At 68.2% G+C, this 24550-nt stretch carries 16 protein-coding genes and 1 pseudogene; 9 read left to right on the forward strand and 8 right to left on the reverse strand.

The window, feature by feature from the left end; translation table 11 throughout:
- Positions 1–117: 117 nt before the first annotated feature.
- From AB0J90_RS18375 to AB0J90_RS18400, 6 genes are all read left to right on the forward strand, one after another.
- On the forward strand, positions 118–1308 hold the full coding sequence (locus AB0J90_RS18375; RefSeq protein WP_363597257.1) for a hypothetical protein: 1191 nt from the start codon (positions 118–120) through the stop codon (positions 1306–1308).
- Complete coding sequence (locus AB0J90_RS18380) at positions 1305–2459, forward strand: hypothetical protein (protein WP_363597259.1); 1155 nt, start codon at positions 1305–1307, stop codon at positions 2457–2459. The genes AB0J90_RS18375 and AB0J90_RS18380 overlap by 4 nt, the downstream gene beginning before the upstream one ends.
- A 140-nt stretch (positions 2460–2599) precedes the next feature.
- The gene (locus AB0J90_RS18385; RefSeq protein WP_363597261.1) at positions 2600–3748 is read left to right on the forward strand and encodes a putative PEP-binding protein; all 1149 of its coding nucleotides are present in this window, start codon (positions 2600–2602) and stop codon (positions 3746–3748) included.
- Between the two features lie 47 nt (positions 3749–3795).
- A complete protein-coding gene (locus AB0J90_RS18390) occupies positions 3796–4881 on the forward strand; it encodes a GNAT family N-acetyltransferase (protein ID WP_363597263.1) in 1086 nt (361 codons plus the stop codon).
- Between the two features lie 88 nt (positions 4882–4969).
- On the forward strand, positions 4970–6307 hold the full coding sequence (locus AB0J90_RS18395) for a hypothetical protein (RefSeq protein ID WP_363597265.1): 1338 nt from the start codon (positions 4970–4972) through the stop codon (positions 6305–6307).
- On the forward strand, positions 6304–7554 hold the full coding sequence (locus tag AB0J90_RS18400; RefSeq protein ID WP_363597267.1) for an MFS transporter: 1251 nt from the start codon (positions 6304–6306) through the stop codon (positions 7552–7554). The genes AB0J90_RS18395 and AB0J90_RS18400 overlap by 4 nt, the downstream gene beginning before the upstream one ends.
- 48 nt (positions 7555–7602) lie before the next feature.
- Here the strand turns inward: AB0J90_RS18400 and AB0J90_RS18405 are convergent, their stop codons facing one another.
- The 5 genes and pseudogenes from AB0J90_RS18405 to AB0J90_RS18425 form a co-directional block, all read right to left on the reverse strand.
- Positions 7603–8802 carry a pyridoxal phosphate-dependent aminotransferase gene (locus tag AB0J90_RS18405; protein ID WP_363597269.1) on the reverse strand — a complete coding sequence of 400 codons (1200 nt, stop codon included), beginning with the start codon at positions 8800–8802 and terminating at the stop codon, positions 7603–7605.
- Between the two features lie 372 nt (positions 8803–9174).
- Positions 9175–10437 (reverse strand): annotated as a pseudogene (locus AB0J90_RS18410) (IS256 family transposase).
- Between the two features lie 462 nt (positions 10438–10899).
- Entirely contained in the window at positions 10900–11190 is a 291-nt protein-coding gene (locus AB0J90_RS18415; RefSeq protein WP_363597271.1) for a hypothetical protein, read from the reverse strand.
- A 154-nt stretch (positions 11191–11344) separates the two neighbouring features.
- Positions 11345–11995, reverse strand: coding sequence for a hypothetical protein (locus AB0J90_RS18420; protein WP_363597273.1), 651 nt, complete (start codon positions 11993–11995; stop codon positions 11345–11347).
- The gene (locus AB0J90_RS18425) at positions 11988–13145 is read right to left on the reverse strand and encodes a hypothetical protein (RefSeq protein ID WP_363597275.1); all 1158 of its coding nucleotides are present in this window, start codon (positions 13143–13145) and stop codon (positions 11988–11990) included. The genes AB0J90_RS18420 and AB0J90_RS18425 overlap by 8 nt, the downstream gene beginning before the upstream one ends.
- 321 nt (positions 13146–13466) lie before the next feature.
- Here AB0J90_RS18425 and AB0J90_RS18430 point away from each other — a divergent pair, with 321 nt between their 5' ends.
- The 3 genes from AB0J90_RS18430 (at position 13467) to AB0J90_RS18440 (ending at position 15925) form a co-directional block, all read left to right on the forward strand.
- Positions 13467–13835 carry a hypothetical protein gene (locus AB0J90_RS18430; protein WP_363597277.1) on the forward strand — a complete coding sequence of 123 codons (369 nt, stop codon included), beginning with the start codon at positions 13467–13469 and terminating at the stop codon, positions 13833–13835.
- A 209-nt stretch (positions 13836–14044) separates the two neighbouring features.
- Positions 14045–14638 carry a hypothetical protein gene (locus AB0J90_RS18435; protein WP_363597279.1) on the forward strand — a complete coding sequence of 198 codons (594 nt, stop codon included), beginning with the start codon at positions 14045–14047 and terminating at the stop codon, positions 14636–14638.
- Between the two features lie 237 nt (positions 14639–14875).
- On the forward strand, positions 14876–15925 hold the full coding sequence (locus AB0J90_RS18440; RefSeq protein WP_363597281.1) for a hypothetical protein: 1050 nt from the start codon (positions 14876–14878) through the stop codon (positions 15923–15925).
- Positions 15926–16313: 388 nt separating this feature from the next.
- On the opposite strand, the gene AB0J90_RS18445 is transcribed toward AB0J90_RS18440, so the two are convergent.
- The 3 genes from AB0J90_RS18445 to AB0J90_RS18455 all read right to left on the reverse strand — a co-directional run bounded on the left by AB0J90_RS18445 (position 16314) and on the right by AB0J90_RS18455 (position 24548).
- Positions 16314–18500: a P-loop NTPase fold protein gene (locus tag AB0J90_RS18445; protein WP_363597283.1), complete on the reverse strand. Its 2187-nt coding sequence runs from the start codon at positions 18498–18500 to the stop codon at positions 16314–16316.
- 487 nt (positions 18501–18987) lie between these two features.
- Positions 18988–20058, reverse strand: a complete 1071-nt coding sequence (locus tag AB0J90_RS18450) for a Wadjet anti-phage system protein JetD domain-containing protein (protein ID WP_363597285.1) — start codon at positions 20056–20058, stop codon at positions 18988–18990.
- Positions 20055–24548 carry a hypothetical protein gene (locus AB0J90_RS18455; protein WP_363597287.1) on the reverse strand — a complete coding sequence of 1498 codons (4494 nt, stop codon included), beginning with the start codon at positions 24546–24548 and terminating at the stop codon, positions 20055–20057. Before AB0J90_RS18455 ends, AB0J90_RS18450 begins: the two co-directional genes overlap by 4 nt.
- Positions 24549–24550: the final 2 nt, after the last annotated feature.

Consider the following 24550-nt stretch of genomic DNA (forward strand, 5'->3'; position numbering starts at 1 on the left):
TACGCCGGACGCATGATTCTTCTACTCGGGGCAAACCGCTATCTTCGCCAAGCCTGTGACGTCCGCGGCCTTCCGACCGTGACTTGTGCGGATGCTGCGGAGGTGGCGGCATCGGGGGTGAGCGGGCTCGCCGCAGAACTCCTACTGCCCGTGGCCGACATCGGCGCACCGGAGGCCGTGCTGAGCGCCGTCCTGCGGGCCGGATTCCGTCCTGAACACTTTCTAGCCGTCCTGTCCGCCAAGGAAAAGGGTGTCGTGACGGCGGCCTGTCTTGGTGCAGCCGCCGGGGCATGCGCGTTGCCGCTGCGCGTGGCCGTCGTCAGTCGCGACAAGGCGCTACAGAAGCAACTCGTCGCGTCTGCCGGCATTCCCGCCGCGAAGGTGCTGTTCGTGGGAAGTCCGTCTGGTCTGGCCGCTTCGGCGGTGGTTGGCGAGCCCTTCCGCCCCGTCGTGGTGAAGCCACTACGAGGGGTGGCCTGCGGCGCCACAGAGATCATCACGTCGATGGAGGCCCTCGACCGGTACACCGCCGCGTGGGCCGCGACCGACGGGGAGATCCTGGTGGAGGAACGCGTCGACTTCGCGGAGGAGTGGCACCTCGACGGCGTCGTGCGCGACGGCCGGCTCGAGTTCCTGTCGGTCGGCAGGTACGTCACGCCGTGCCTCGACGTGACGCGCGGCTTCGCCACGCAACTTTTCGTGTTCGACCCCGAGCGTTCCGCCGACCGGTACCGGCTCGCGAGGACGTTCTCCGCTGCCACGCTCGATGCGCTCGGCCTGCGCGACGGCGTCTTCCACCTGGAAGCCTTCTACCGGCCAGAGAAGGAGGAACTTTGGTTCGGTGAGTGCGCGGCTCGGCCAGGCGGAGGCGGCATTCCCGACGTGGTGCGGCACAAGTTCGGCGTCGACCTCGCAGGTCGAGGCCTGGACGCGGTTCTGGCCCGCCCGCCGGCGCTGCTGGGGGCACCGATCGCCGGAGCGGTCGGGAAGGTGTCCCTTCCGGCGCTGCCGGGTGCTGTCACGGCCGCGCCTACGACCGACGAGCTGCTCGCGCTGCCGCAGGTCGTGGACGGCCAGATCAACGTCAGCGTTGGCTCGTGGATGGCCGACATGCGACGGGAGAACCGTCCTCACGGCGGCCTGGCGGTGCTGGCGGCGGACGACGAGCCGGCGCTGCTGCGCCGCATGGCGGAGGTCGTGGAGTGGTTCGCGCGTCGGACGCGGATCCGCACCGACACCGAGAGGGAAACCACGCTGCTAGCCCAGGGAGCTGCGCTGGGCTGCGGATTCACGGGGGTATCAGGATGAGCGACAGATTCAGGACAGCAGTGCTCTTTGGCGCCGGTGCCGACATCGGCAGCAACTTGATCGCCCAGAACGATCCACGACGGGACGGTTTCGCCATCACGGACGTGGTGACCCGGCACATCGACGCCGATCCGGCACTGGCGCCGCTGGGTCCGATGAGGCAACTCCACGGCCGGCTGCTGCTGGCCGACCCGTCGCTGCTCGGCCAGGTCGACGTAGACGAGGCCCGCAATATCCTGCTGGTCCGTGAGCGGCAGGTGCGGGTGCACTTCGCCGATGTGACCGATGACAGCGTGCTCGGGCTGGGCCGGTTCGACCTGGCGATCGTGGCCACACATCGGGACCACATCAGGTCACGAACCATCATGGATCGGTTTCGAAAGGTCGCGGAGCACGTCATCGGGGTGGCGGAGAACACCGCACTGCCCGGCCTGTATGTGCCGCTGGCCGGCGCCGACCTGAGCCTGCTGGGGATGACCTCCACCGTGCCGGATCCGGATGGTGGCGTCTACACGTTGGGCAGCTGCCAGTGCGTGGGGTGGACCGCGCAGTTGCGTGGTGTGTTGGAAGCGGCACGTCTCTCCCGAGCCGGAGCGGTCGGCCTCGTGCGCGCCGAGGTCGACATCGTCCACCCCGACACCGCCTCCAGCCAATTCGGCACCACGGGTGTCGGTGCCCGGCGGGAGGACGCCAGGGACAACCTGCGCCCGGGATTCTCCCAGCTGAAGGGGTCGATGTCCCGCGTGCCCGGAGCCTCCATGTTGAACACGGTTTCGCTGCGCGTGCTCACCCAGCCGCCGGGCTATCAGGTCTGCCGGTTCTTCGTCCGGGCCGAACTCACCTACGACGACGTCCTGGCCGGTTTCCGGCAGGCCGCCAAGGCGCTGCCAACGGTGATCTCGCTTGCCGACGTCCCGATCGGCTCCCGGGCGTTCTCCCAGTCCCGGTCGGCCGCGACCGTGATCACCGCCCCGACACATCTGATCGTCGTGCCGGATGTGCTCCCCGGTGCCGGCATCACCCAGATCATCACGCAGGCATACGTCCACAACACCGTCGGTTACTGCGTTGCCGTGCTGGAGGCCGGCTCCCGGCTCCTCGCCGCTGACCGAACCGCCACGCTCCTGCCCCCTGTAGAGGTGACCCGATGACGCCCTCCTCCGCCGTCCTCGCCCTGGAAGGTCCCGAGTCGGCACTGCCGGCCGAGGCCGTAGCCCCGTCCGGCTCGGTCAGCCCGGTCGTTCCAGCCGTCCTACCCCCGCCATCCGGAGCGGTGATCCAATCACGCACCGTGATCAAACCCGACCTGCCGCTCGTCGCGAAGGCACATGTCGACCGCGCCATCACCGGGACGGGCCCGCTGCTCCTGGTCCGCGACGAGTTGACCTTCGACGTTGCCGACCAGGCGTTGCAGGAGCGGGCCGTGCGGGCCGTGGTCGTCCGCAGCGGTACGCAGCTGCCCGACCACGCGCGGAAGATGCTGCAGGAGAGCGGCAAGGTGCTCGTGCTCAGCGACGAGCCCCTCGATCGGCTCCGCGACGGCGGGCAGTACCAGGTCGACGCCAGCGGCCTGGTCGACCTGGAACGACTCGCGGTGCCGGTGACTGCCATCTGCTCCCACCTCAACGAGGAGAACGAGGCGCTCTACAAGGCGTGGAACGTCCGGGACGTGGGCTACTTCCGGCTCAAGTTCTGCCTGTTCCAGCTGCTCGCCACGGAGCCCGGCGCATACCAGGATCCGCACCGGCTTGAGACTGCATTCACCGAACGGCTGCGCCAGCTGGTCGCGCAAGGCTGGCGCCGGGTACGCATCGTGCTCTCCGACCCGACCTCGGGTGAGCTGCGCCAGCTCGGCCTCGCGGTGGATGCGGAGGATAACCCCGAGCTAGGTGTCCGGGGGCCGCGAGCGGCTGAGCTCTGGTGGCCGGAGATCAACGCGATCAGGACCGTGGCCGCGGAAGCGCCGGACATCCAGATCCAGGTGAGTGTTCCCTTCGTCTCCAACATCGACGAGTTCGCCGCCGTCGTTGCGATGTTCAACAAGGCCGGGCTGCGGAAGCGGGTCGAGTTGGGCCTGACCGTGGAGGTTCCCGCCATGGTGTACGCGCTGCCCACGCTGCTGGAGCGGCACCGGCCGGGGTTCGTCGCGGTGGGCACCTCCGATCTGTTTGCCCTGGTCAACGGCGTGGACCGCAGTCACAAGGCGCTCCGGGTCGATCCGTACAGCGATGTGAACCGCAGGATCGTCGAGGACATCTGTGCGACCGCCGCGGCACACGACGTGCCGTTCCTTGTCTGCGGTGAGTTGCGCAAAGATCCCATGATCGCGCGTGAACTGGTGCGTAGCGGCTGTGGCGAACTCATTGCCGCGGCGTCGGTGTTGGAGATCGCGCGGATGAACCGGGCAGCCGCCGGGTGCTCACGGGAGGTGACCAGGTGACGGTCACGCCGGTCGAGCAGGGCGGCGCGGCGCTACAGGTTAGCGCCGTGAGCAGCGTCGCAAACGTGGGGCAGGCGGCATGGGACGCCATGGCGGCCGGAGCACCGCTGCAGCAGAGCTACGGCTACCTGCGTACGGTCGAGGTGGTTCCGGGCGCCGCTACGGAGTACCTCGTGGTGACGGATGGGGCGGGGAGGGCTCTCGCCGCGCTCCCAACGTACCTGCCGGCGGCCCTAGACGTCCTGCCCGGGCTGGCCGCCGACTGGCCGATGGGGCACACCGCCCCGGCCGCTCAATGGCGCGACGCCCTGCTTGCCGGTGTCGGCCACGGCTACCGCAGCACCCTGATCGTGCATCCGGCCCTAACCGTCGCCGAGCGGTCGGCGGCACTCCGGCTGCTGCACCGCGCGGCACACGACCGGCGCCGGGAGATCGGCGCCTCGGCGCTGCTCTACCGCCATGTGATCGACGAGGCACTGCCCGACATGCGCGACGCGGCGCCGGACCTGACTCCTGTCGTGGAGAGCGCCGAGGCGTACCTCCCGGTCCCCGGCCCGGCATGGAGCGACTACCTGGCCGCATGCCCCTACCGCCGGCGGTTGAACATTCGTCGCGAGCAGGCGGCCTTCGAGGCAAGCAAGCTGACCCTCGAGCGCGGCCGGCTGGGTGATCACTGGCGGAGGCTGGCGGGCCTGTCCGCGCAGGTATTCCAGCGCTACGGCGCGGTCGGGGCCGAGGGCAAGCGGCTGACCCGCTACCGCCGGATGGTGGAGCACTGGAGCCCCGATCTGACCGTCCTGCTGTTGAGAGACACCAGCGGCATAGTGGGATTCTCCTCGCTGGTGCCGTGGGACGGGGATTTGTATGTCCTCGACTACGGCCTCGACTACGACCGCGCCGGCGCTCACGCGGAGTACTTCCAACTCGTCTACTACGAGCCACTGCGGATCGCGGCGGCAGCCGGTCTTCAGCGGGTGCAACTCGGAAAGAGCGCGCTACAGGCCAAACGCCTGCGAGGAGCGGTCGTTACACCGTTGTGGACGCTGTTCGCCGACGACACGCCGCCGACAGCCGCGGAGATCGACCTCTGGAACGCCGAACAGTGGCAGCACCTCGGGCTCGGGGACAGGTGAGTCCGACAACCTGGCGCCTTCGCACGGCGCGCAATTCCTTCCGCGACCCGAACCGCCGGTCGACCGCCGGCCACCGAGAGGAAGAACCATGTCTGGGATGAATCGGCCGATGATGCTGTTGATTGGCCTTGACCGGTATGTGTTGGACGCCTGCGGGCGGCTCGGCGTCGACGCTGTGGCCGTGTACGGCGCCGGAACCAGGGACAACGGCCTGCAGGAGATCCCGGATCATGTCCGGCCCGTCTTCTGCGACGACCACCGCAACCCGGAGGCGGTGCTGACCGCCCTGCACCGCGCCGGGTTCGCCGGGCGGCGGTTCGACGCCGTGCAGACCACCGACGAGTGGGCCCTGGTGGCGACCTCGGTGCTCGGGACCGCGCTCGGGTGTCGGACGGTCGACCCCGGCACCGCGGTGCTGTTCCGCGACAAGCACCTGCAGAAGGAGCGGGTACGTGCCGCTGGAATCCCCGCCGCCCGTTCCGCGGTACTGGAGGACATCCACCTCGTCGGCGAAGGGGCGCGACTGCCCTTCGCGCCCGCCGTGGTGAAGCCGATCACCGGCGCGGGAACGTCCCTCACCTCGGTGGTCAACGACGCGACGGAGCTGCGGCGGCTGGCTTCGGTTTACCGGGACCAGCGCACGGCCAACCGGACGTTCGTGGCCGAGGAGTTCATGCCTGGCCAGGAGTGGACGGCAGACGGCGTCGTGTCCCACGGTGAGGTGATCTTCTACGGGCTCGGCGAGTACGCCTCCTCCTGCCTCTCGGCGATAGAGTCCGGCACGCCGCTGCGGATGCGCAAGTTCGACCCGGACGCCGAACGATGGGCGTACGACCTGGCGGGGCCGGTCGTGCACGCGGCGCTGGCGGCGCTCGGCGCCACGGACGGCGTCTTCCACATGGAACTGTTCCACGATCCGGATAGCGGACGGGTGGCGTTCAGCGAGTGTGCGTTGCGCCGCGGCGGGGCGTTGACGCATGAGGAGATCCACTGCAAGTTCAACGTCGATCTCGGTGAGGCTGCGGTGCGATGCGCCCTCGGCGATCGTCAGGTGCCGGACGTCAAGGTCCGGCCCGGCACGGTCGGCTCGTCGTACCTGCCCAGCCGGCCGGGAATCCTCCTGTCGTGTTCTTCGGCGGAACGGCTGCGAGAACTGCCGGCGGTGGAGTTCGCCCGGATCGACCTGCCGCCGGGCACGGTGTTGCCCAGTGCGTTCTCGGGCACGAGCAAGCGGATCGGCCAGGTGATGTTCGTGACGCCGTCCACGGAGGAACTTGACCAGCGGGTTGAGGAGACCCGGTCCTGGTTCCTGGAACGGCTCCAGGTGATACCCCGGGACGTCGTCACCCGACGGCTCCGCGAGTGGACCCGGGCCACCGCCGGCGCCGGATACGCAGACATCCTGTACGTCCCGGACCAGGCATGAGGGCCGCGCTTGGCAAGCTGATCCCGGCCAATCCGGCGACCCGCAGGTTCGCTGCGGTGACGCTCGTGGACTCGATCGGGAGCGGCATGTCCCTGACCGCCTCGGTGCTGTTCCTCACCCGGCTGGCGGGACTCACCTCGGGTCAGATCGGAATCGGACTGTCGGTGTCCGCCGGGGTGGCGCTGCTCCTCTCGGTGCCGGTCGCGGTGGCCGCCGAACGGCTCGGGATCGTGCGTGCGTTGGTCCTGCTCCAGGTCTGGCGCGGCGGGTGGTTCCTCGCCTACCTGGCCGTGGGCAGCTTCCCCGCGTATCTGGTGGTGTGCTGCATGCTGGGGCTGGCGCTGCGGGTCGTCAGCCCGCTCACACAGTCCGTGGTCGCGGCGAGCACGACGGAGTCCGCGCGGGTGACGACCATGGCTCTGCTGCGCTCCGTCCAGAACGCCGGGTTCGGGCTCGGGGCACTCGCCGGCACGCTGGTCATCGGTGTGGGTTCGAAGATCGGACTGGCCGGGCTGATCGTGCTCAACGCCGTATCCTTCTTCGTAGCCGCCGCGCTGCTGCGCGGGCTGCCACTGCGCGCCACGCCCGTCGCCCGTGTCCGCCGCGTCGCCGGCTGGCGGCAGCTGCGGTCGCTGCGCGACGGTCGATATCTCCTGCTGACCGCCCTCAACGGGGCACTGGTGCTGCACATGACCCTGCTGACGGTGGGTTTGCCGCTGTGGATCGTCGAGCACACCGAGGCGCCACCCTCCGTCATCGGCCTCTGCCTGCTCGCCAACACGGTGCTCGTCGTGCTGTTGCAGGTCCGGGCGTCCCGCGGGTGTGACGACCTGCCGGTTGCCGCCGGACGGCTACGGCGAGCCGGGGCGGCACTGGCCGCGTTCTGTGTCCTCCTGGCGCTGTCGAGCCAGCTCACGGCGGGGCCAGCGGTCGTCGCGGTACTGCTGGCCGCGATCGCGCTGACCCTGGGCGAGCTCTGGCATTCCGCCGGTGCCTGGGGGATCTCCTTCGAGCTGGCCCCGCCGGACCGGCGCACGGAGTACCTGGCGGTGTTCAACCTCGGGACCATCGTGCAGGGCATCGTCGGCCCCACCCTGGTGACGGCTCTCGTGCTTCCCCACGGAGGCTGGGGCTGGCTGCTGCTCGGGACGGCCCTGCTGCTCGTCGCCGTCACCGTGCCGGCGGTGGTCCGGCGGGCGACACCACCGCTCGACGCCCGCCGGCCGGCGGAGGTGCTCGTGGAATAGCACCTCCGCCTCGATCTCCACCGGAGTGCCCGGGCTCGGCCTTCGGCGTTACTGCGCCTCGGCGAACAGCTTTGCGATCCGCTGCACCCCTTCGACCAGGTCGTCGTCGGCAAGCGCGTACGAGAAGCGGAAATAGCCCGGGGTGCCGAAGGCCTCGCCGGGGACAACCGCGACCTCCGCCTCCGTGAGCACCAGGTCGGCCAGTTCGGCGCTGGTGCTCGGGCACCGCCCCCGCAGTTCCCGCCCGAGGATGCCCCGGACGGACGGATAGGCGTAGAAGGCACCGCGCGGCTCCGGGCAGACGACGCCGGGAATCTCGTTGAGCATCCGTACGATCGTCTGTCGTCTGCGGTCAAACGCCGTCTTCATCTCCGCTACCGCGGTGAGATCACCGGACACCGCAGCGAGGGCGGCCGCCTGTGCCACGTTGCAGACGTTGGAGGTGGCGTGGGACTGGAGGTTCGTGGCGGCCTTCACCACGTCCCGCGGGCCGATCAGCCAGCCGACCCGCCATCCCGTCATCGCGTACGTCTTGGCGACCCCGTTGAGCACGATGGACTGGTCCGCCAGTTCGGGGACCGCGGTCACGATGCTGGTGAACCCGGTGTCCCCGTACGTCAGGTGTTCGTAGATCTCGTCGGTGACCACCCAGATGCCCTGGTCGACGGCCCAGCGCCCGATCTCCGCCACCTGCTCGCGCGGGTAGACGGCACCGGTGGGGTTCGACGGCGAGACGAAGACCAGGAGCTTCGTGCGACTGGTACGTACGGCTTCCAACTGCGCGACGTCGGCCAGGTAGCCCGTCCCCTCATCGGTGGTGACCGCGACAGGCACGCCGCCGGCCAGCTTGATCGCCTCAGGGTAGGTGGTCCAGTACGGGGCGATGATGATCGCCTCGTCGCCCGGATCCAGCAGCGTCGCGAACGCCTCGTACACCGCCTGCTTGCCGCCGTTGGTGACCAGCACCTGGTGGGAATCGACGCGGTACCCGGAGTCACGCCGGGTCTTCGCCGCGATCGCCTCGCGCAGTTCGGGCAGCCCTGCGCTGGCCGTGTAACGGTGGAACCTCGGTGCCCCACACGCCTGCCGGGCTGCCTCGACGATGTAATCGGGAGTCGGGAAGTCAGGTTCGCCAGCGCCGAACAGGACGACCGGTCGACCGGCCTCCTTCATCATCTTGGCCTTGGCATCGACGGCAAGCGTGGCGGATTCGGCGATTGCGCCTATCCGGGAGGAAATCCGCTTCATGATGACCATGGTGCCAGAGCCGAGGGGCGGCGGGTGGACCGGCATCGGCCGATGTGACTGGAGATGTGCACGTCCCCGCACCGGCGTAAGAGCCGGCGGGCCACGCCGGTTGCCGCGCGCCCGCGAGCTCGCTGCCGGGTCGATCCCGCGCCCGGCCGGCATCGAGTTCGCCTCGTCGTTGTCCTGAACGCCGCCCGAGAGCGAGGCCAGCCAGCCGAACGAGGCCAAGACGATCAACCAGATCCCGAGCACCAGCCAGTTGGCACGCCGGCCCGCAGGCAGGCCGACCAGTCGTTCCCGTGTGCGCACACCCGCTCCTCACCCGGGAGTGTGTCGATTTCCGTGTTTGGGCCTGTGGTGTGATCGAGGTTGTTAGATGGTGATCCGGTCGCCGTAGGCGAGGATCAGGGCGTTGAGTGCCTTGGCCCAACCGTAGACCCGGCCGGTGATGCTCCCACCACCCTTGCGTTTTTGCTGGACGACGAGGTAGAGGACCTTCATCGCGGCCTGCTCGGTCGGGAAGTGCCCGCGCCTGCGGGCGGCCTGCCGGAACCGGGCGTTGAGGGACTCGATGATGTTGGTGGTGTAGAGGACCTTGCGGACCTCGTGGTCGTAGTCCAGGAAGGGCACGAACTGCGGCTAGGAGGTCCGCCACAGTTTGATGACGGCCGGGTACTGGTCGCCGAACTCGGCGGCGAACGCCTCGAACCGTGCCTCCGCGGCGGCGACGGTCGGGGCGGTGTAGATCTCCCGCAACGCGGGAGTGATCTTCTGCCAGTCCTTGCGGTTGGTGTATCGCAGCGACGCCCGGACGAGGTGGACGACACACTGCTGGTGAACCGCGTGGGGCCAGACCTGCTCAATCGCGTCGGTCATGCCCTTGAGGCCGTCGGAGCAGACCATAAACACGTCCTGCACGCCCCGGTTGCGCAGTTCGGTGAGGTACCCGGCCCACTGCTTCGCGCCCTCCCCGCCGGTGCCGGCCCACATGCCCAGCACGTCGCGTTCCCCGTCGAGGCTGATCCCGACCACGACGTACACGCGCCGGTTCGCGACCTGCCCCTGCCGGATCTTCATCACCAGGGCGTCGATGAACACCACCGGATAGACCCGGTCGAGAGGCCGTTGCCGCCAAGCCTCCATTTCGTCAACGACACTGTCGGTGACCCGGCTGATCAGCTCACGGGACACGTCCGCGTCGTACACGTCCGCCAGATGAGCGGCGATCTCCCCGGTCGTCAACCCTTTCGCATACAGCGACAGGATCGCCTCGTTGAACCCATCCAACCGCCGGGCGTGCTTCGGGAGGATCCTCGGGGTGAACGACCCCGCCCGATCCCGAGGAACCTGAATACGCACCGGCCCGACCTCGGTCTGCACCGTCTTCGCTCCATGACCGTTACGGATGTTGACTCGCCGACCGGACTTCTGATCGACACCAGCCTCGTCGAGATGGGCGTCGAGTTCGGCGTCCAGGGCCGACTCGAGCGCGGTGCGGGTTATCCCCGCGAGGAGCCCACCGGGCCCGACCAACGACACTCCGTCGGCCTTGGCCCGCTCGACCAGTTGCTGGGCGAACTCCACCTCCGCCGCTGTCGGCTGCGGAAGCTGAGCAGCGTTCTTCTTGTCTGCCATGACGTGGTCCTTCCTGGACAGGATCGACGTCCTGTCCAACGGACCACACCCAGGTCAAACACGGAAATCTACGCAGTCCCACTCCCGCCGCCCGACCACGGAAGATGATCATGTGTTCCCAATTTGCTCCCAACGTAAGGGGCACAACGGGAACGGCTCGTTACCGGACTTCCGGTAACGAGCCGTTTGACCTGCTCATATAGCTGGTGGGCGATACTGGGTTTGAACCAGTGACCTCTTCCGTGTCAAGGAACGGTCCGCGACGCCCTGACCAGGAACAACACAACCGAACCCAGGTCACGCGGATCGGATTTGCGCAGCTCAACGGCATTGAGCGCTGTTCAGCGCCGTTGGGAGCGCCCCGCTGCTCCCAATCTCCTCCCCTACATCTACGCCGAACGAGCCATCGGACCACCAGCGACGGGCCGCCTAACACACTTCCGAGACGACTGGGCGTTGCGGCTATGGACGCCCGGGTTTCAGCGCGGTGAACGCTTCGGTGACGAGGCGCAAGTCGCTTGCCGAAAGCTCGCTTCCGAGGCTGCGGTATGCGGGCGCTCCGAGACAGACCAGTACGCCGTCAACGGTGGCCCACTGACACGATTGGGTCCAGTAGCGGCGGCTGTCGAGCAACTCGGCGCCTACCTGACGCGCATCGGGTCCGGCGCCCAGAGAGGTCAGGGCCGCCGTCACCATGTCGATTGCTGTGCTCGGGCGGTCGCTGTCCGCGCAGCCCGGCAGCAGCAAGAGCAACCGCTCACCCCAAGCGTTTCCCTGGTCTGCCTGGTGGGCGGCGGCAACAAGTTCCGGCCAGGCGAGCGCGGGCCCTCGGAGACTGGCCTCTACTCCGCGAGGCGCGGGAGCTCTGCTTTGGCAGCGATGCCTGCCCCTTGTCGTGCGTCGGAGGTCATGGCGTCGTCGGCTGCCGGTCGGAATGCGCCGAGCGGAGCCAGCGGCGGTGAGTGGCTGTGGCTATCCCGTGCACCAGGCGAGCGAAGCCGGCTGCGCCTTCCGGGTCGTCAGCGCGGCGGACAGTGGTGAGGATCGGGTGGGCCTCGTCGAGCTCGACGCCGGCACGCAGCATTACGAAGTGCATCACCAGGCCGCCCAAACGGGCGTTGCCGTCGTCGTACGGGTGGTAGAACGCGACGTCGAGATATGTTCGGGCCGCGCGGGCCGCCACCGGGATCGTCAGGTCGGCGGCTTCCGACAGGCACGACTCGTACCGCTGCTGGGTGTCGGCGTGTAGCCCGTACCGATCCCGGCCGTTCTTGGCGAATGCCGGGCCCCGGCGGAAAGCGGCGGCCGGGATGCCACGCAGCATCGCGTTCCAGCGGGCCGTCAGGTCCGGGGTAAGGCCGACTCCGGCCGCTGCCGTACACCCGACGTCGCCGTACGCGGCCAGCAGCAGACTCTGCCGTCGTTGGTCATCGCCGATCGTGGCATGAGCGACGAACCCGTCCCGGAGAGCCCGAACCGGGGTTTGCAGGTGCGGAACGACTTCGCGCCAGGGTACCTGCTCGCGGACCCGCTGCCAGGTCGTGAGCTGGTCAGGCACCGGCCACCTGCCCGGCCAGGCGCTCGGCCACCGATGCGACGAGTTTCCGGTCCGGCTCTGCCCAGCTGGCGAACCGGCCGCCGATCGCGTGTTCGAGCAGCTTCCCGTGCTCGCTTGCGGCGATGCCGGCCGCTTCGAGGAACCAGCCGAGGACGGTGGTGCAGCAGCCGTACCAGGCGGACTCGTACCGGGTGCGGTCGCCAACGGCGGTCACCAGGTGAGCGACCGCGCGTTCCCAGCCGTCCAGGTCATCGGCGGCCAGCGGGAGGAATCGGTCGAACCGTTCGGCGATGTCCTGCAACCAGTCGCGCCACTCGATCAGTGCGGCGGCGACGGTGGCGGCGGTCTGGTCCGGGGTCGCGACCGAGTGCGGGAAGCAGCACCAGTTGCCGACCGGCCCGCCGTCGAGGTCGCCCTCGCCGACCGACCAGCGCCAGCCGACCGTCCACACCCCGTACCGTTCGGTGAAACCGATCGATACGCTCTCCAGCCACAGGTCCCGTAGACGCCAGTCCGCGTCCTTCGCCGGAAGATTTTCGGCCGTGACCAGTTCGGCGGCCACGGCCGCAACCGATGCCGGATCGAAGTCCCGGTCTCGCGGGTCGACGTCGACCCAGCTGAGGCTTGCCGGGTGGGGAAAACTCCGGCTGAAGTGTGCGGGGTTGAAGCGGCTGATACCAGGCGCCTTCACCGCCCGCCAGGCCACCGGGTCACCACTGCTGTCGGTCGTGGCCGGCGCCGCCCCGGCGAACCGGCCGTAGGCGTCGGTGGCGAGTTCGACAGTCAGTTCGTGCCAGGCCACCAGGGCTCGGGCGAGGCGGTCCAGGGTCTCGGCCGGCGTCGTGATCGCCAGCTCCACGTTCCACCAGATCGGGATGACGCCGCGGCCGGGGTAGTCCTCCATCACCACCGTGTGCTGCCAGCCCACCGCCCACTCGCCGAGCCGCTCGACCAGAGCCGCCGTCATCCGATCCCACCAGAAATCGGCAAGCCGCCAGTCGGTGCCGGCCGGCGGGACCTCGGCGGCCGGGGGCAGCGACCGCACCAGTTCGGCCACACTGGCCGGATCGAAATCGGGGCGCATGGCAGGGTCTACGTCACGCCAGGTAAACAGCCTAAAATCGGGCAGTTCGATACGATCAACCGTCAACGTGGTCAGCCTTCCGTCGGGCAGCCGCCCAGGATATCCGTTCGAGTGCACCGGCTTGAGTACGCGCCGAGGATAGGCACGACTAGCATCGCTCGCGTACCTGCCAGCGCGACGCCGCGAATCAGGTCCGCGACGACGGCCGCCCGAGTCTGATCCGGTGCACGAATTTGCCGCTGGTCGTGTGCGCCAGTGCCAGATCGTCCGTCACCTTCGGTAGCCGCCGAAATCAGCGTAGCCAGCTACGAGGACGTCCGGACGTGTCGATGTGTGCGCCGCCGTATTGCTGTCGCGCCCGTGCTGGCGTCGCCGTATGGTCGCCGCGTGGACAGTACGCCGCTCCGCGTCGACCGGGCCGACGTGCGGCAGACCGACGACGGACTCACGCTGATCCTCGGCGCCGCAGGTGTCCACGTCATGCTGATCCGGCTGCGCTACGACGGCTGGGCGGACGAGGTGATCAACAGCGCCGGATCGGTCGCGAACGGGTCGGGCGCTTGGACCCTCATCGGCCACGAGCTCTCCCTCGAACTGGGTACACAGACCGCCGCGGCCCTCGGCTTCCCGCGCGACTGCCGCCTAGACCTCGACATGGACGCCGCCGCGATCCGACGGGTCCGTGCCGCACTCCTGGAGATCCTGCAATCCGCATGCTTCGTGGTTGACGCCCCAGAGGGCCGCATCGCCGGCTGAAGTCCGCAGCAGGACGAGGAGCTGATTCTGTTCTTACCTGCGCAAAATCGCGATCATGATCAGGCGTTCGGATCTGCCGCCTTTCGTGCTCCCAGGCAGACGACGAGCCGTCACGCTCGGTGTTCGGGCGTCCCGTGGTGCCGGCATCCTGAACTGCCGAGATGAGTGTGCGTCTACGGTGGATCGTGCTTCAAACTTTGGCAGACGAGGTGCGTACCGAACTGGCAGCCACGGGCCTACCGGTCCTCCCAGACAACTATGACGTTCTTGCCGAGGAGGCCAGTGGTGTCTCGATCGAGCTTGACGAAGGAGGCGTGTGGGTGTCCTGGCAGATCAACAGCCCGCTGAGCGAGGCTTCGGCGCGTGCGTTCAAGGTCGGCGCGTGGCGTCCTGACAGTCCTGACGGGTTTGACGGTCATCCCGCCATGCACCACTGCGCAGTCGTCCGGGACGCCATGCAAGAAGCCTTGAAGACGATCCTGCGGTCGCTCGGATACGGCGTCCAAGTGGATGCGGACGAATACAGACCGGGTGAACTGCTGGTGTCAGCACGCGCACCCGGACCGCACTGGCGAGATCCCGCCATGCCACCGTTGGCCGGCTCGGCTGGTTACTCGCCAGGCGTCCGAGTGCGGCTGCTTTCAGGTGATTTCGCAGGCTCCGTAACCACCGTCGTCAGCGGCACGTATCGGTTGTCCGCCTCGTCCGGGCCACCCCTGCGTTACGCCGTCAAGCATCCACAGGGCGAAGGCGAGCTGAACGTCGCGCCAGAGGATCTAACCTTGGCCGAGGGCGAGACATAGCCTCGAAATGCCTCGTGGCTGACCGACATGGGCAGGGGGTGGCAGACAACCTCATCTGCCGCCGACCGGGCGCGCAGGCGAACCACGAGCCGTCACGTTCGGTGTTCGGTCTGGGCCCATGTCGTGCCCGACATCCTGACTGCTGAGGAGCAGGGCAGTTGAGACGCCAGCCGTTGGACGATGGCCGGCTGTGTGGCCGAGCCAGTTGTCCGCAGGCTGAGGTGGTACTTTGCTGCGATGCCGGTCGAGCCCGTGACGGGTATGGCACCGATGCCGCTGGATGGTCCGGATGATGTTGCCAAGCTGATGGAACTTCTCCAACGGCCTGACTCGGACGCCCGAGGGCTCGGTGACCATCTCGCTTTCCTCGCAGGGACGCAACCGGAGTTGTTCCGGCCGTACCAAGAGGCAGTCATTACCGGCATGCTGGGACGGTTCGGTGTCAGCTTCGCGGACCAGTGTGTGCTGTTGGGTGGTGCACCGGATCAGTGTGTGGAGCACCTGGCGCGGAGGTTGCGTCATCACTGGTCGTTCGGTGACGCGTGGGCGCTCGCCGCGATCGGCAGTGCTGCCGCTCTGGAGGCGATCGCAGAGGATGTGCGCAACGGCGGAGACCGTGAAGAGTATGAGCTCTGCGGGGTCTGGGTGCCGCCGACAGGACCGGCACGAATCCGGTTCTCACTCCATCGCCGCGCCGTTTGTCTGCAGCCCGTCAACGGGCCGGAAGAACTCGCGGCCGTAGATCACCCCGTGGGACTGCCCGTCGATCAGGTAGCGCAGGGGCCTTCGGCCACCCTGATCTCCTGGCACTACCTGTCGTTGCGCCACACGGATGTGCCGGGCCTGCCAGCTTGGCCGGCTGACCGTGTCCACCTCGTCGGGGTACGGGCCGGATACCCGTGGACCCTCCACGCGGGTATTGACAACTACGGTCGCTACCACAACGCGGCCGTGACGTACGACGAGCCGCCTGCCGTCGAGGAAGAGGAGACCTACCGCTCGCTGGAGGTACCCGGCTTTGGATTGGGCTCCGTGGAACTGCGGCCCTACGACGCGGACCTCGTATATTGCAACGGTCACATCCAGCTGACCCCCGGTGTCGTCGGCACTGCCGGCGGCCCGCCGATCGGCCTCTACTCGAATCCGTCCTGCCCTTCCTGTAGCCGGCTGATGTTCCACGTCGTGACGGTCGAGAACCGGATCCGCGAGTACGGCGACGGCTGGCGCAGCCTCTTCATCTGCGAGGACTGCCAGACCGTGTCCTGCAACGCCACGGGATGGAACTGACCACCGGCCCTCAGCCCGCGATCTCTGCCCGCTACGGCCGTCCCGTTTCTACGGCCAGGTTCACGGTTCTGCCGCAGGTCGTACGCGCCGTTGCCAGCGAGGCCGTCACCTTCGGTAGCCGTGGACCCTAGCGCGGCTAGGTGCGTGGACGTCCGGTCGTGTCGAGGAGCGGATGCCTACGCTGCCGCTGTGGACGAGCTCTCGCATCAAGCCGGACCCAAGCCCGGCGACCGCGAGGACTTCCTAAAGGATGTCTCCTAACTCGGCGAAGGCGTGTTCACACGTGCCGGGCCGTCCATACGCGAAGACGAATGAGGTGTAGCCAATTTCTGCGGTGATCAATAATCCGACGGCGAGGCCGCCTGACCAGGTGAATCCTCGTCGTACGCTACGTCGCAGGATGTACCGCGGGATCGCCACGACCAGCGCGTACGCGCTCCATCGCCCGCAGCGCAAGGCGCCTGCGGCTCTCGAACGAGACATCGGACTCGTCCGCATCCTCCGTAGAGGTCTCGGGCAGCGCCGCGAGCACCCGCTCAAGGCCAAGGAGCTCGTCAACGTTGCCGGCCTCCAGGTCGCCCAGGGTCTGCCAGGTCCGTCTGCCGTTGGCAGCCTGCCCCACCGGCACGAGGGCTGCAAGCAGGTCTTCCAGTGTCCATTCCGGGGACTCGAGCAGCTCCCACAGGAGAATGTGGGTGCTCTCACGCCCGCGCAGATCCCAGAAGGCGTAGGCATACCGGGCGATGTCCGAGGCCACAGTTAGCTTCCGGGCCGACGCTGATCGTAGGTGTGCCTCGAGTGCAGCCGATACGACACGGCTCGCGTCCGCCAGCCATCCATGCCTCGCGGCGGAGGCGTTACGCTTAGTCTTCCGGAGTAGATCCGCAGCGAGAGCAAGCTCCGAGGGCCCGCAGGCGGCCAGTGTGTCGAGGCTAGCCGCATCCGCCCGATCGACGATGCGCAGCGCGGTGCTCAAGACCTGTCTATCGGCGGATAGTGCAAAGAATCCCGACCGCTGCTGCGCAGCGGTGAGATAGTTCCGGCCCAGCAAGGCGAGGGTCGAATCGACGGGCAGGGGCTCCTGCTCGTCGGCCCGCGAGAGTTTTTGCACGGCCTTGGCAGCGTCCTCTTCGAGCCATGCCTGGAACTGGTCTAGCGCAAGGCCAACTTGGCCGTTGCGCAGCTCGGCAGCGGCGGCCGCAACCAGTTTGTCGGGCAGGTCACCGGCGGGCACCCCGACCTGTGTGTAGCGGTCGAAGAACTCCTCGCTGTCCACGCCGCGCCGCCGCCGCACGTCCTCGCGGAACTCAAAGGAGTAGGAGGTGTTCTCTTGGGCGCCGCGGAGGTACAGAAACAGTACGGCGAGGAGCGCGGCGATGCCGTCGGGATGCCGTGGTCTGCCCTGCTCGCTGATCAGATGCTTCCAGCGGTTCCACCGCTCGGCGTTCGTCTCTGTCCCCCGGCTCACCGCGAGATCGGAGCCAAGTAGCTCGTCCCTGGAGTGAACGACCAACTCGTAGACGTCGCGCTCGAAGGTGCGTAGAAACGTCATCAACAGGAAGTCGACGAAGTCGACTTCCCCGTCGACCTCCAGCCAGAATGCGTCAACCTGAGTGAACAAGCGTTTGACGGCCCGGGGCTGGTTGAGGTACAGCGTAAGGCAGTCGGACCATGCCGCCCCGAGGCGCTCCTGGTCGGCCGGCCCAAGTTGAAAGCCGTGCGCCGCGCAAATGCCGTCGATGCCCTGGTCGACCAGACCAATCTTTTGGTCCTCGAGCAGCGGCGGGATGTCAAGCCGCACCTGCACCATCTTCTCCAGGTACTGCCGCGCACGCCCTGGGTCCGCGCCTATCAGCTTGGTGTGCTGAAGGACCTCAGACAGCGTCTCCTCGTCATAGGCGAGCAGGTAGTAGAGATTCGGCAGCCGACCGATCAGCCTGACCAGCTTGAACGTCAGCAGCAGTTCATCAGGTTGCAGCCGATCCAGATCGTCGAGAATCACCAGCACCGGCTGGTCCAGTGCGGCCAACGCCTCCGCAGTGCTCTTCCGGAGCCGCTCGGGGCTTCGATCGCCCTTGATGAGCGCCGCCGTCGCCGTCACGGCGCCAGTGGCATCGACGCCGGCTAACGAACCGATGGCGCCCGCCGGGGCAAGTCGGTCGACCCACTCACCCAACGTCTGGCGCCGGTCCGGACCCATGACCTCGTCGGGCACCGCGTCGCGAATCTCGGCGAAGAACCCCGCGACCGCGCTGTCATACGACGAGTACATCCACGGATTGTGCCGGGCCAGATACCACCCTCCCGTCCGCAGCCGCTCCTCGATGCCGAGCAAGAGACTCGACTTGCCGCTTCCCCACGGCCCGACAAGTGCAACGACCGCACTATCCGACTGCTCCGAGACGGCCACGACGGAACGCGTCAGCTGATCGGCCAGCCGCCCGCGGTCGAGCCGGTCCTGCCCGGCCCCCACCGGATCGTCGGCGTACAGGTTCCCGTGGGCTGGCGACCGCAGCCGCCCCACACCGATCGCCTCCCCCTCGTCGCTCGTCTTGGCCCGGCGGAACCACGCCATTTTGGCGCTCCTCGTGGTATCGACAAGTGCGAGCCACCGATCCTAACCGCCGGCCTCGGGCATCATGCTCATGGCATGCCACTCCTAAACACGACGAGGATCGATGCCGCGCGCTTCTGCCGCCGACGGTGCGCGGCGGCGCGCCGCCCACCATCACACACCGTAGCGGCCTCTGTCGTCGCTCAACATCTTGATCGGTCGATGAGCGTGCACCCGATCACCGGTGGATGGAGGACACACACCAGTTCCGGTGCCGCCTCCCAGCCCTCAGCCAGCCCACATCACCAAGCCGACACGCAGAGCGAAAGCAGAGGCGTCCTCACCTTCCTGGGCCGTTCACAGCCAGCAGATGACTGCCGCCGTCCGATGCCAGCGCGTCCAGACGGTACGTTCCCGAGATCCGGCAAGATCTTCTGGTTCGAGCCTATCGGGCGACCGCACAAAGCCCGGGTTGCTCCCACGGCGACGGCGGTGCCCCAAAAGGGGGTCAGCGCAAGTCTGCAATCCAGCTGCCAACCGTGTGGCCGAGCATCCTGGCCGACGCGGCCTCCTGCGGGATGCGCAGCCCTCTGACCAGCAGATCTTCGACCGTCGCCGCTGGTTTGCCCAGCCAGCCCGCGAGCTCGATGGCCCGGTGCGGGTCCACGGGTCTCTGCCCTGGTTGCGGAAAACCTTGATCGAGTAGCAGTTGGTACAGGCCGTGGGCTGGGCGTATAGGAGGTAGATTCTCGGCGGCGGCCGACACCGCGGCCGATGCTGGGATGCGCAGCCCGTCGGCGTCGAGGTCGCCAAAGTAGGCGACGTCGCGCACCTCGGGTAGTTCGCCGATGGTGAGCACCGATGCCTCGAAGGCCGCGCCCGCACCCCATGCGATGTGCCCGACCGCACTGGAGGCGGCGGCCAACGCCCTGCGCAGGGAGTCGAAGGTGTCGGCGTTCTCGACGACCAGCAGGATTGGGCCGTCGCCGATGCGGCGGACGGGAAGCGGCGGATGGGATCGGAAGGTGCGCAGCATTCGCAGGGTGAGACGGTCCGGTCCGAACAGCGACGTGCCCAGCAGAGCGTCGAGTCGCTTCTCGTAACCGAACAGATCCAGGGATCGCTCTCGCAGGGGCAGGAAGTCGTTGTCCCGGCCGTGGTCGCGCAGCCAGGTGTTCACGACTTGAAGTACGCCGACCTGCCCGACGGTGAGCCGCGCCGTGGCCGCCCAGGCGAGCTCCGGGCGCCACGGCACCGCCAGAGCGAGCGCGGCGGCGGACATCGTTGCCGTTGGCTGAGACATCGTCAGCCTCGCCGGCAGCGGCGGTTCGGCCGTTCGGTCGAGGTTCCTCGACGTCGTCACCATGCCGGCCGTGGCCAGTACGGCGATCGTGGCGGCAAGATCAGCGCGGCGGGTCGGCCGGGCGGCTGAGGCCGGGTCAGCGCGGGCGAACAGCGGCCAGAGCTCGGCGAGCGTGATGGTGCGCCTGCCCCAGGCTTCAAGCTCGGCGGCCAGCCGCGCGGCGCGCGGGCTCAGCGGATGGTCAGCTGGCGACGCGAGGTAAGTCCCGACGCTCATACGGGCCTGCGGTAGACACGCGTGGCGGTGACCGTACCCAGCGCGGTCCCGCTCGGCGATGGGTCATCGTCGGCGAACGGCTCGGGCAGTTGGCGACGCACAACCTCGGCGACGCGAATGTGTTTCAGTCCGGCCCGCAGGTCGGCGTCGTTGCGCATCCTCACCCACAGGGGGAAGGCCGACAAGGCGCGATCGTCGGACAGCCCGGTCGTGTACACCAGTTGCACGCCGAGCGCCGCCGCGACGCCTTGTTGCAGTTCCAGCAGGTATTCGGCGCTGGCCTTGCCGATCGGGTTGTCCAGGAACAACACGCCAGAGTGCCGGGCCCGAATCTGACCGCGTTCGTTGGCCCGCAGGGCCGCCATCGTGCAGTAGAGGACGATGGCAGCGGTCAGCTCCTGCCCACCGGAGAACACCTCGTTCATGTTCTCGATCGGCACTCGTTCGTCACGCAGGACCGCGTCGGGTTTGAGGAGGTCGACGAGAAAGCCCTTCGGCACGGCTGCCTCGATGCTGCGCAGCAGCAGAGCAAGGCCATCCCGCTTTGGTGCAGATGCGCCGCCGGCCCGTCCGGTGGCCGTAGCGGACAACTCGTCCACGACCTCACCGACCCGGGCGGTGAGCAGGCTCGGATCGGGTTCGGCGAAGCGAATGCGAAGGAACTCTTTGCCTTCCCATTCGCCGAGCCCGGAGGGCAGTTTGGAGAGCCGCGATGCGGTTCGCAAGGTTTTGAGCGCGCCGTCGACGAGCGCGGCCAGGCGGTCGACGATTAGTTTGCGGTGCCGGCTGGCGGAGTCGAGGTCGCTGGTGAGGGTGGCCAGGCGCTGTTCGAGTTGGGTGGCGAACTCGCCCGCGCGGGCCGCCAGCTGTTCCCGGTCGAGGCCGACAAGGGCGCGCCGGGCGACGTTGGTCATCGCCTCGAACTTCGGTTCGCTGGCCAGACGCACCGCCACGTCGACGAGCCGGATGACCTCCTGATGCGTGCTCCGTTCGGCTGCCATGGTCTCCCGCAGCCTTTCCTGCGCTGCCACGGCGGCTATGCGGGCTTGCTCCGAGGTGCCGGCGTACGGTTCGACGGAGCCGGTATCCAAGTCAACGTCGGGCTGGTCCAGCCGGGCTGCCAGGGGCTCACCGACCGCACCGAACGCACGGGTCGCCTCGCCGGCGTCGCCAGCGCGCTGTTGCAGGCGAGTTGCCTCGGCGAATGACTCCTCGTAGCGTTGCTGGCCGGCCCGCTGGTCAACGATCGCTGCCGTCAGCAACTGCCGGCCGTGCTCAACACTGGTGGGCCGGCGTTCCTCGGGCAGCTGGATCCACACGTTGCGGTTGTCCGACGGTGTCACCGCTTTCAGCTCTCCGGTGACCACACCGACCTTTTCTTTGGCGGCGCTCATGGCTTCGTCGCAGCGAGTCCGTTCACGCTTGGTTCGGGCGATGGCGGCTTGCCGACCGGCCGCATCCGCGCCGTCTGGACTTCTCAGCAGCTCCGATGCGCGGGCGATGTCGTCCTGGTCGTGGCCGTTGACGTCGGCTCGGAGCCGTGCTGCATCGGAGTCCGCGGTGTCGGCTGCGGCGCGCAGGTCTTGGCCGACCTCGACCGCGGCGTAGGCGGCTGCCGCAGCCCGATAGGCGGAGCGCAGCATCGGGATGTCGTCGGCTGGCACTGTCGCGGCGTGCTCACCGGTGGAGGTGACAACGTCGCCCATTTCGGCACGGTGACGCTCGGCACGGGCGCTCGCGTTCTCGGCGGCAAGTGCGGCCTCGGTCGCCTGCTCCTGCGCTCGGTCGCGTTGTTGGGTCAGTTCTTCGGCGGTCCGCTCGCCCAAGGCAATCGCATCGTCGATTTCGGGCAGTCGTTTGCGCTGCTCTTCGGTAGCCGCTACGGCTGTCGCGAGCCGGTCCAGTTCCCCCGCCCGGTCAGCGGCGGCCCGTTCGACCGGGCGAAGATCATGGAGCTCGTCCTCCATCCCTTCACAGAGCGTCGCAGCCGCTTCGGCTGCTGCAACGGCGATTCCGTCGGCTTCCTCGGCATCCGCCAGCTCCTGCGCACGGGTGGTGAGGGCCTCGCGTAGCTCGTCGAGCCGTCCAGCAGGACAACCTCGCCGCCAGGCGGTCAGCTCAACCTGAACCTCCCGAAGGCCCGTCAGCGTGGCGGTGACAGAGTTGATCTCGCTGCCGCGGAGTTCCATCGTCTCGCGGAGTTGGCCACGTTTAATCTCCGCGGCCTCGGCGTCGAACAGCGCCGGGTTGGGCTGCACGACGAACTGCTCGTCGACGGCATCGGCCGGATCGAAACCCGGCTGCTCGGCGACGGTGGTCAACATGCGGGCGCCGGTGCCGACGGCCACCGCGGCAGCCGGGAGCAGTCGCGCGGCGTTCAGCGCTTGGCGGGCGGCGGGCATGGCGGCGGGGTCAACGATGACGACGCCGTCGGTCAGCTGCGGATGCGCTTCGATCACCTGGCCGCGCGCGGCGGCGGGCACGTTCTCGGCTAGGTAGCGCCAGCCGGGATGCGCTCCGATGCCGGCGGCTCGCAGGGCTTCCAGGCTTGCCTCGACCTCGACGCGCGGCGGGAGCAGGCCGCCGTCGCCGAGCGCGTCGAGCAGGCGCTGGTCCTCGCGCTGAGCGTCGCGTAGCTCGTCGAGCTCCAGCCCGCGTTCCACGTCGTCGTCGTGCAACCGCTCGGCCAGCGCGTCGGCGCTGTCGTCCAGCATGTCGATGTCGACGACATCGGTGGACAGCGCCACCTGGACGAGCTCGTTCGCGGTCAGCCGGGCGGCCGGGTCGAGGACAGCTTGAAGATGCCGGTTGGCATCCTCGTGGCGACCGCGAGCGACGCTCAACGCCTCGCGTGTTTTCTGAGCGGCCTTCGCGGTGTCACGAACGGCGCCCTTCGCGCCTTCGAGCGCCTGCTCACCCTGTTCTATTCGCTCGGCAATGAGCCTGGCCGTCTCCTGCGCCTCGGACGATGCCTCCGCCACGCCCTGGCCCGCCGCGAGCAGGCCTGCCGTGACAGCGGCCTCCACCTTCGCCCGGCTGTTAGCGACCTCTTTCATGATCGCCTTTTGTTCGGCCCGCTGCCGCTCGACCTCGACGAGCGCTTGTCTACCTTCCTTGTCTAATTCTGCGGCGTTGCCCAAGTGCGCCGCCGCGAGCTCGTTCCGTCGGTCTCGCTCGTCGCGGGCGGCTGCTGCCTCGGCGTGCAGCTTGCTCAGTAACGCACCGGCAGCTCGGTCGCGAGCGTCCAACGCCGGCCGGGCATCACGTTCGGCCTGGGTGATCTGTTCAGCGAGCCGGGCAGACTTCTGCTCGGCCGCCGTCTTGCGTTCGATCAGGTCGGCAAGTGCCCATCCGCGCAGGTCGGCATCGGCCGCGTCACGCCCAGCTTTCGCCTGATCATGCGCTTCTTGAGCGTCGGCGCGTTCCAGGACGAATGTCTGCCGGCGGGTCTCGTTGACGACGTCGCGCGCCCGATCGCGGTCGCCTTCCCGGGCAGTGGCAGTCGCCGCGGCGTCCTTGGCCAGCTGGCGCAACCGCTGCGTGGAATCGGCTTCGGCCGCCTCCCGAGCCCGGACGCGCAGCAGCAGCGCGGTCCCGTCGTGGACGGCGCTCTCGCGGCCGGTGCGCACGGCGCGATGACGCTCGTGGGCGTCCGCCACCGGCCGCAACGCCGCCACAGCACCAGCCGCGAAGTCACGCTCCAACAGCATCGCGTGTCGATCGCCGACCGTTCGCGCGTAGCTGTCGAAGTTTCCCGCGACGCTCACCGCGTCCTCGGCGTCGAGGACGATTTTCAGCAGCCATTCGACGAACTCCCGGCTGGACTTGAACTTGAACGCGCTGGCCGCGTCGCCCTCGTCCGCGTTCATCCGTCGCTGGATCCCGAACAGGTCCGGTTCGATCCCGGTGTCTCGCAAATGGTCGGCCCAGGCGCCTACCTCCGCGCCGACCCAGGTCAGCTGAGTGATCGGTGCCGCGCGATCAATCTCCTGAAGCGCCTCGCGGAACCCCTCCAATCGCAGCCGCCGGCCGTCGGCCGTGAACGGCAGGGTCTCGATCTCCACGCCGTGGTGCGGGCGCAGCGACCACCAGTGTTCGGCCAGCCGGTCGGCGGCCGAGCCGCTCCGTCGCCGCTGCAGCGTCTTTCCGGTGATGACACGGTCACCGGTGCGGACATGCATCCATTCCAGGACGATGTGTGCGGCATCGTCGCCGAGGACGAACTTCTCCATCACCGCGGCCGACCCGCCGACGGCGTTGCGCCGGCCCGGCAACACGACGGAGAAGAGCAGCTTGAGCAGTACGCTCTTGCCTCCGCCGTTCTCGAGCAGGAGCAGGCTGTACGGACTGGGGCGCCGCACGGTCGTACTGAACAGGCTGCCCTGCCCGGCGATGATCTGCCCCACACCGGACAGGTCCAGCGTGACGTCCGTATACCGGGCCCCGCGCGGGCCGACACAGAACAACCGGACGCGGTTGAGCTCGTACATCG

It is taken from the genome of Micromonospora sp. NPDC049523 (assembly GCF_040676775.1).
Taxonomy (GTDB): domain Bacteria; phylum Actinomycetota; class Actinomycetes; order Mycobacteriales; family Micromonosporaceae; genus Micromonospora_G.